General features: G+C 71.5%; 7 protein-coding genes. 3 read left to right on the top strand and 4 right to left on the bottom strand.

The features are described from left to right. On the top strand, positions 1-598 hold a 598-nt coding region (locus ACW0Q9_RS28855; RefSeq protein WP_456186656.1), incomplete at its 5' end, for a class F sortase. Between the two features lie 247 nt (positions 599-845). Here the strand turns inward: ACW0Q9_RS28855 and ACW0Q9_RS28850 are convergent. Continuing rightward, on the bottom strand, positions 846-1,082 hold the full coding sequence (locus ACW0Q9_RS28850; protein WP_456186654.1) for a GntR family transcriptional regulator: 237 nt from the start codon (positions 1,080-1,082) through the stop codon (positions 846-848). Between the two features lie 250 nt (positions 1,083-1,332). Here ACW0Q9_RS28850 and ACW0Q9_RS28845 point away from each other — a divergent pair, with 250 nt between their 5' ends. Beyond that, the gene (locus tag ACW0Q9_RS28845; protein WP_151462470.1) at positions 1,333-1,536 is read left to right on the top strand and encodes a hypothetical protein; all 204 of its coding nucleotides are present in this window, start codon (positions 1,333-1,335) and stop codon (positions 1,534-1,536) included. A 6-nt stretch (positions 1,537-1,542) separates the two neighbouring features. Here ACW0Q9_RS28845 and ACW0Q9_RS28840 read toward each other — a convergent pair whose 3' ends face one another. The 3 genes from ACW0Q9_RS28840 to ACW0Q9_RS28830 form a co-directional block, all read right to left on the bottom strand. Continuing rightward, the gene (locus ACW0Q9_RS28840) at positions 1,543-1,863 is read right to left on the bottom strand and encodes an antibiotic biosynthesis monooxygenase family protein (protein WP_456186652.1); all 321 of its coding nucleotides are present in this window, start codon (positions 1,861-1,863) and stop codon (positions 1,543-1,545) included. A 22-nt stretch (positions 1,864-1,885) separates the two neighbouring features. Further along, positions 1,886-2,683 (bottom strand): exodeoxyribonuclease III, encoded by a 798-nt coding sequence (locus tag ACW0Q9_RS28835; RefSeq protein WP_456186650.1) that lies wholly within the window; start codon positions 2,681-2,683, stop codon positions 1,886-1,888. A 220-nt stretch (positions 2,684-2,903) separates the two neighbouring features. Next, complete coding sequence (locus tag ACW0Q9_RS28830; RefSeq protein ID WP_456186648.1) at positions 2,904-3,824, bottom strand: proteasome assembly chaperone family protein; 921 nt, start codon at positions 3,822-3,824, stop codon at positions 2,904-2,906. A 392-nt stretch (positions 3,825-4,216) separates the two neighbouring features. Between ACW0Q9_RS28830 and ACW0Q9_RS28825 the strand changes: the two genes are divergently transcribed. After that, entirely contained in the window at positions 4,217-5,089 is an 873-nt protein-coding gene (locus ACW0Q9_RS28825) for a peptidase M23 (RefSeq protein ID WP_456186646.1), read from the top strand. The last annotated feature ends 223 nt before the right edge of the window (positions 5,090-5,312 follow it).

Here is a 5,312-nt window from a genome sequence, read left to right as displayed (position 1 = left end):
GGCCGTGCTGCTGGTGCTGGTCGGGGTCTTCGCCACCGGCGCCGGGCTGGGCCGGACCGCCGGGCCGTTCGACTGGGCCGACGCGGCGACCGGGTCGAACCGGCGCAGTGCCGAGCCGGCCCGGGCGCGGGAACCGGCCAGCCTCCCGGTCCGCCTCGCCGTGCCGGCCATCAAGGTTACGGCCCCGGTCACCCCGGTCGGCCAGGCCCGGGACGGTTCGATCGACGTGCCGCCACTGACTCAACACAATCAGACCGGCTGGTACGACCGCGGCGCGGTGCCCGGCGATCCGGGTCGGGCGATCATCGTCGGGCACGTCGACACCAAGAGCGGGCCGGCGGTCTTCTACCGGCTGCACGACCTGAAGCCGGGGGACCGGATCGAGGTGACCCGGTCGGACCGCAGCGTGGTCACCTTCAAGGTCGACACCGTCGAGTACTTCGACAAGGCCAACCTGCCCGCCGACCGGGTCTACGGCGACTCCGGCCCGGCGGAGCTGCGGCTGATCACCTGCGGCGGTGAGTGGGTCGGCGGCCGCACCGGCTACCAGGACAACGTCATCGCCTTCGCCTCGCTCCTCGACACCCGCAACCCCTGACGCCGCCTGGCGCTCGCGGCGCCTGGCAATGAGTCCCGTGCGACATCAAATTCGTAGGGCCTGAGCAGGAGGCGGCGGAGCGGGGCTTGTGGCAGCGCGCGCCTTTCGAGCTGACGTCGACAACGACTCAAAGGTGCTGGCGTCGCCAGGGACCCTGAGAGGGATGACACATTCGGGATCTTGGCGACTTTCCGTTCGCTCCGAACGGCAACTCGCCAAGATTCGAAGGGGTGGTGCCCTGGGCGGATCAGCCGGTCGACTCTTCCGCTTCCGCGACGAATACGCCCTGGCCCTGCTGCCCGTAGATGAGGTTGCGCGCGTGCAGTTCCTTCACGGCGCGGTAGGCCGTCGACCTGGCGACGTTGTAGATCTCGCCGATCTCCGAGACGGACGGCAGTTGTTGCCCGGGCGCGTAGTCGCCGGCACGGATCTTGGCCTCGATGTCGTCGGCAACGCGTCGATAGTGCGGTGGTCTGGTCGGCATGATCGGCTCTCCTGGACTTCAGCGGAGATCATGTTTCCAGCCCGCACCTGACCGGGACAAGGTGACAACCCGGCGAAGTCGAGACAGTGAGAACTTGACTACAGTGAGACAGTGAATACAGTGAGACAGTGGGTCGGAGCTTCTGGACTTCAGCAATCCGGGTTTCCGGTCCCTCCCGCCCTGGGCGCACGGCGCACGGAACTCCGCGCCCGGGGCGGGCCCTCTCGCTTACTCGCGGAAGGTGTCGACGATGCCGATGGATGATGGCGACATCACGCCGGCCGACGAGCTGTTCGCGATGATGCGGATCATCGACACGCACTGGACCCGGGCGCTTGACCAGCCGTGGCGGGCCGGTGGCTGCTTGGAGTGCCGGGACCGGGACACCTGCCCGCAGCTCGACTGGGCACTGAAGCTCATGGCCGACGTCGCGTCGACCATGTTCCAGAAGTAGGAGCGGTCAGCCCTTGCCGGGGACGTGCCGCACGACCTCGAACTCGAGCAGCGTGGCACCGGTGGCCACCGGCTTGCGCGGCTCGCCGCCCTCGCCGCCCGCGTGCGCGGCCCGGGACGGCCCCTGCGCCCACGCCTGGTAGGCCTCTTCGGTCTCCCAGCGCGTGTAGACGAAGTAGCGGCTCTCCCCGGCGACCGGGCGGAGCAGCTCGAAGCCGAGGAAGCCGGGGGAGTTCTCCACCGCGCCGGCCCGGGCCGCGAACCGCTTCTCCAGCTCCTCGCCGGCGCCGGGCGGGACGTCGATCGCGTTGATCTTCACGACTGCCATGGCTCCACCCTAACGAGGTGGCTCAGAACGTTTCGACGGTCGGCACGAGGTCGGCGTCGACCACGATCGGGGCGTGGTCGGAGGGTCCCTTGCCCTTGCGTGCCTCCCGGTCCACGTACGCCGAGGTGACCGCCCGGACGAACGGCGCCGAGGCGTAGACCAGGTCGATGCGCATGCCCTTGTTCTGGTGGAACATGCCGGCCCGGTAGTCCCAGTAGGTGTAGGGGTGCGGGCCCTTCATCGGGGTGGGCACCACGTCGCTGAGCCCGAGGTCGCGCAGCGCGGCCAGCGCCGCCCGTTCGGCGGGGGTGACGTGGGTGGAGGTGACGAAGAGCGCCGGGTCCCAGACGTCGGCGTCGGTCGGGGCGACGTTGAAGTCTCCGCAGACGGCGAGCGGCAGCCCGCCGGTCAGTTCCGGCTCCAGGGCGTCGCGCAGCGCCGCAAACCAGGCCAGCTTGTAGGCGTAGTGCGGGTCGTCGGGGGCGCGGCCGTTGGGCACGTACACCGACCAGACCCGCAGGCCGCCGCAGGTGGCCGAGATGGCCCGGGCCTCCGGCAGGGGGAAGCCCGGTTCGCCGGGGAAGCCGACCGCCACGTCGGCCAGCCCCACCCGGGACAGGATGGCGACCCCGTTCCACCGGCCGTCGCTGTGGCTGGCCGCCTCGTAGCCCAGCTCGCCCACCTCGGCGACCGGGAAGGCCCCGTCGGGGCACTTGGTCTCCTGCAGGCAGACGACGTCGGGCTTCGTGGTGGCCAGCCAGTCGAGCAGCCGGGGGAGGCGGGCCTTCACCGAGTTGACGTTCCAGGTCGCCAGGCGCATGTCTCCAGCCTGCCCCATCACCGGCCACCCCGCCGGCCCAGTCCGGCGGGGTGTCGCGTCAGCGTTCCGGGGTCTCGCGCCGGATTGTGGTCCGGGTCTGCTCGGCGAACGGTCAGCGTTCCGGGGTCTCGCGCCGGATTGTGGTCCGGGTCTGCTCGGCGAACGGTCAGCGTTCCGGGGTCTCGCGCCGGATTGTGGTCCGGGTCTGCTCGGCGAACGGTCAGCGTTCCGGGGTCTCGCCGGGGCGGGTCTGCTCGGCGAGGAAGCGTTCCAGTTCGGCGCCGAGCTCGTCGGCGGTGGGCAGCGGGCCGGTCTCCGGGGCGAGCAGGCTCTTCTCCCCGCGGCCCCGGGCGAAGGCGTCGTACTGCTCCTCCAGGGCCTGGACCAGGGTGGCCGCCTCCTCGGTCTGGGCGACCTGGCGGTCGATCTCCACCCGCACCACCTCGGCGGCGGCGCCCAGGCCGTCGCGGGGCAGCAGCAGTCCGGTGCTGCGGGACACCGCGGCGAGCAGCGCCTCGGCGGCGGCCGGGTACTCGGTCTGGGCGACGTAGTGCGGCACGTGCGCGGCGAAGCCGAGGGCGTCGCGGCCCTGCTCGCCGAGGCGGTACTCCAGCAGGTGCCCGACGCTGCCCGGGACCTGGACCTTCTGGAGCCAGGGCTCGTACCCGGAGATCAGCTCACGTCGGGTGGCGTGCGCGGTGACGCCGCTGGGTCGGGTGTGCGGTACGGCCATCGGGATCGAGTTGAGCCCGACCGTGAGCCGGACGTCGAGCCGGGCGGAGAGGGCGGCGACCGCGGCCACGAAGCGCTCCCACTGGAGGTCCGGCTCCGGGCCGGTCAGCAGCAGGAACGGGGTCTCGTCGTCGTCGCGCAGCAGGTGCAGCTCCAGCGCCGGCGCGTCGTAGTCGGCCCAGTGGTCCTCCACGAAGGTCATCACCGGCCGCCGGGAGCGGTAGTCGAAGAGCTGGTCGACGTCGAAGCGGGCGATCGGCCGCGCCTCCAGGGAGGTGAGCAACTGCTCCCGGGCGAGCCGGGTGGCGCTGCCGGCGTCGACGAAGCCGGTGAGCGCCTGGATCAGCACCGGTTGGCCGAGGTCGGGCAGATCGTCGCTGAGTTCGTAGAGCTCGTGTGGGTCGAGCACCGGTTCGGACCTTCCTGTCGACGCGTACGGGTGGGCCGTGCGCACACGGCGTCCCCGGTTCGGCCAACGTACCGGCCGCCGTGGTCCATTCCGTTACGGGCCGAACGATGATCACAGTTCGGTGTCGGTGACGGGATCGTTCCCCCTGACGGGCTAGGTCCGGTTCGGCCGAAAGGACGAGTTAGTCGATCACTGGCCGGAGCCGGGACGGCTGCGAGGTTCCTGCCCGGGGCGGCTCGACCCGGGGTGGACCGGAGGTATTCCCGGGTCGCGAGGTGCGTCACCCGGCGGCCCCGGCCGCCGTCGGATGTCCGGTTTTCCGGGCGCAAAGTGTGGCGAGGGCCACCCGATCGGCCTGGGTGATCCCGGTTTGCCCTGCCTAGCCTCGTCGAATGCGTGACGACGGCACCCTCGATGACCAGTACGGCCTCGACGGCTCGGCTGACCGTTCGGACGATACCCCCTCGGACGTTCAGTCGACCGCTTCTCCGGAGGCGTCCACTCCCGCCGGTTCCCTGCGTACCCGCTTCGGCACCCTCATGAACCCCCTGGCCGCCCGGCCGGGCCGCACGAAGATGGCCGTGGCCACCGGCGCGGTGTGCTGCCTCGGCCTGGTGGGCGGTTTCACCCAGCTCGGCCCCCGCGCGGCCGGCGACACCCCGAGCCCGGCCGCCTCGGCCGAGGTCGCCCAGCGGGCGGCCGTCGACGCCGCCTCCCGCGACCACGCCCGGGAGACCACCGCCCCGGCCACCCCGAGCGCCAGCCCCTCGGCCAGCCCGTCGGCGACCGCCAAGCCCAAGCCCAAGCCGAAGCCCAAGCCCCGCCGGATCGTCCCCGTCGCCGGCCTGGACCAGACCCAGATGAACAACGCCAAGAAGATCGTGCAGGCCGGCCGGGAGATGGGCGTGCCGCGTCGCGGCCTGGTCATCGCGGTGGCCACCGCCATGCAGGAGAGCACCCTGCTCAACTACGCCAGCGGCGTGCTGCCCGAGTCGCAGAACTACCCGCACCAGGCCATCGGCTGGGACCACGACTCGGTCGGCCTGTTCCAGCAGCGGCCGAGCAGCGGCTGGGGCACCGTCGAGGAGCTGATGGACCCCGAGTACGCCACCAAGGCGTTCCTCTCCGCCCTGGAGCAGATCCCCGGCTGGCAGGACCTGCCGCTCACCGTCGCCGCCCAGGCCGTCCAGGTCTCCGCGTTCCCCGACGCGTACGCCCAGCACGAGTGGCGCGCCAACGCCGTGGTCAAGGAGATCCTGGGCTGACCCCACCGTCGGGTTGCCGGAGGGGCGGCCCGGGTACCAGGGACTTGCCGGTCCCGGGTACACATGAGAGGGGACCGCGGACAGGAGGACGTCATGTCACTGGTGCAACGGCTCACCGCCTTCCTGCGATCGCCCCGCGGTCAGCAGCTGGTCGACCGCGGTCGGCGCGAGCTGGCCAAGCCGGAGAACCAGGCGAAGCTCAAGCAGCTCGCCAGCCGGCTGT

It is taken from the genome of Micromonospora sp. I033 (genome assembly GCF_053890995.1).
The sequence above is the reverse complement of the archived record's forward strand: the minus strand, read 5'-3'. Positions and strand labels throughout refer to the sequence as shown.

Bases quoted from the DNA above. Each gene is read 5' to 3' on its own strand.
- ACW0Q9_RS28835 (WP_456186650.1), bottom strand. From the start codon at position 2,683: ATGCGCCTGGCGACCTGGAACGTCAACTCGGTGAAGGCCCGCCTCCCC.
- ACW0Q9_RS28825 (WP_456186646.1), top strand. From the start codon at position 4,217: ATGCGTGACGACGGCACCCTCGATGACCAGTACGGCCTCGACGGCTCG.
- ACW0Q9_RS28840 (WP_456186652.1), bottom strand. From the start codon at position 1,863: ATGGCAGTCGTGAAGATCAACGCGATCGACGTCCCGCCCGGCGCCGGC.
- ACW0Q9_RS28845 (WP_151462470.1), top strand. From the start codon at position 1,333: ATGCCGATGGATGATGGCGACATCACGCCGGCCGACGAGCTGTTCGCG.
- ACW0Q9_RS28850 (WP_456186654.1), bottom strand. From the start codon at position 1,082: ATGCCGACCAGACCACCGCACTATCGACGCGTTGCCGACGACATCGAG.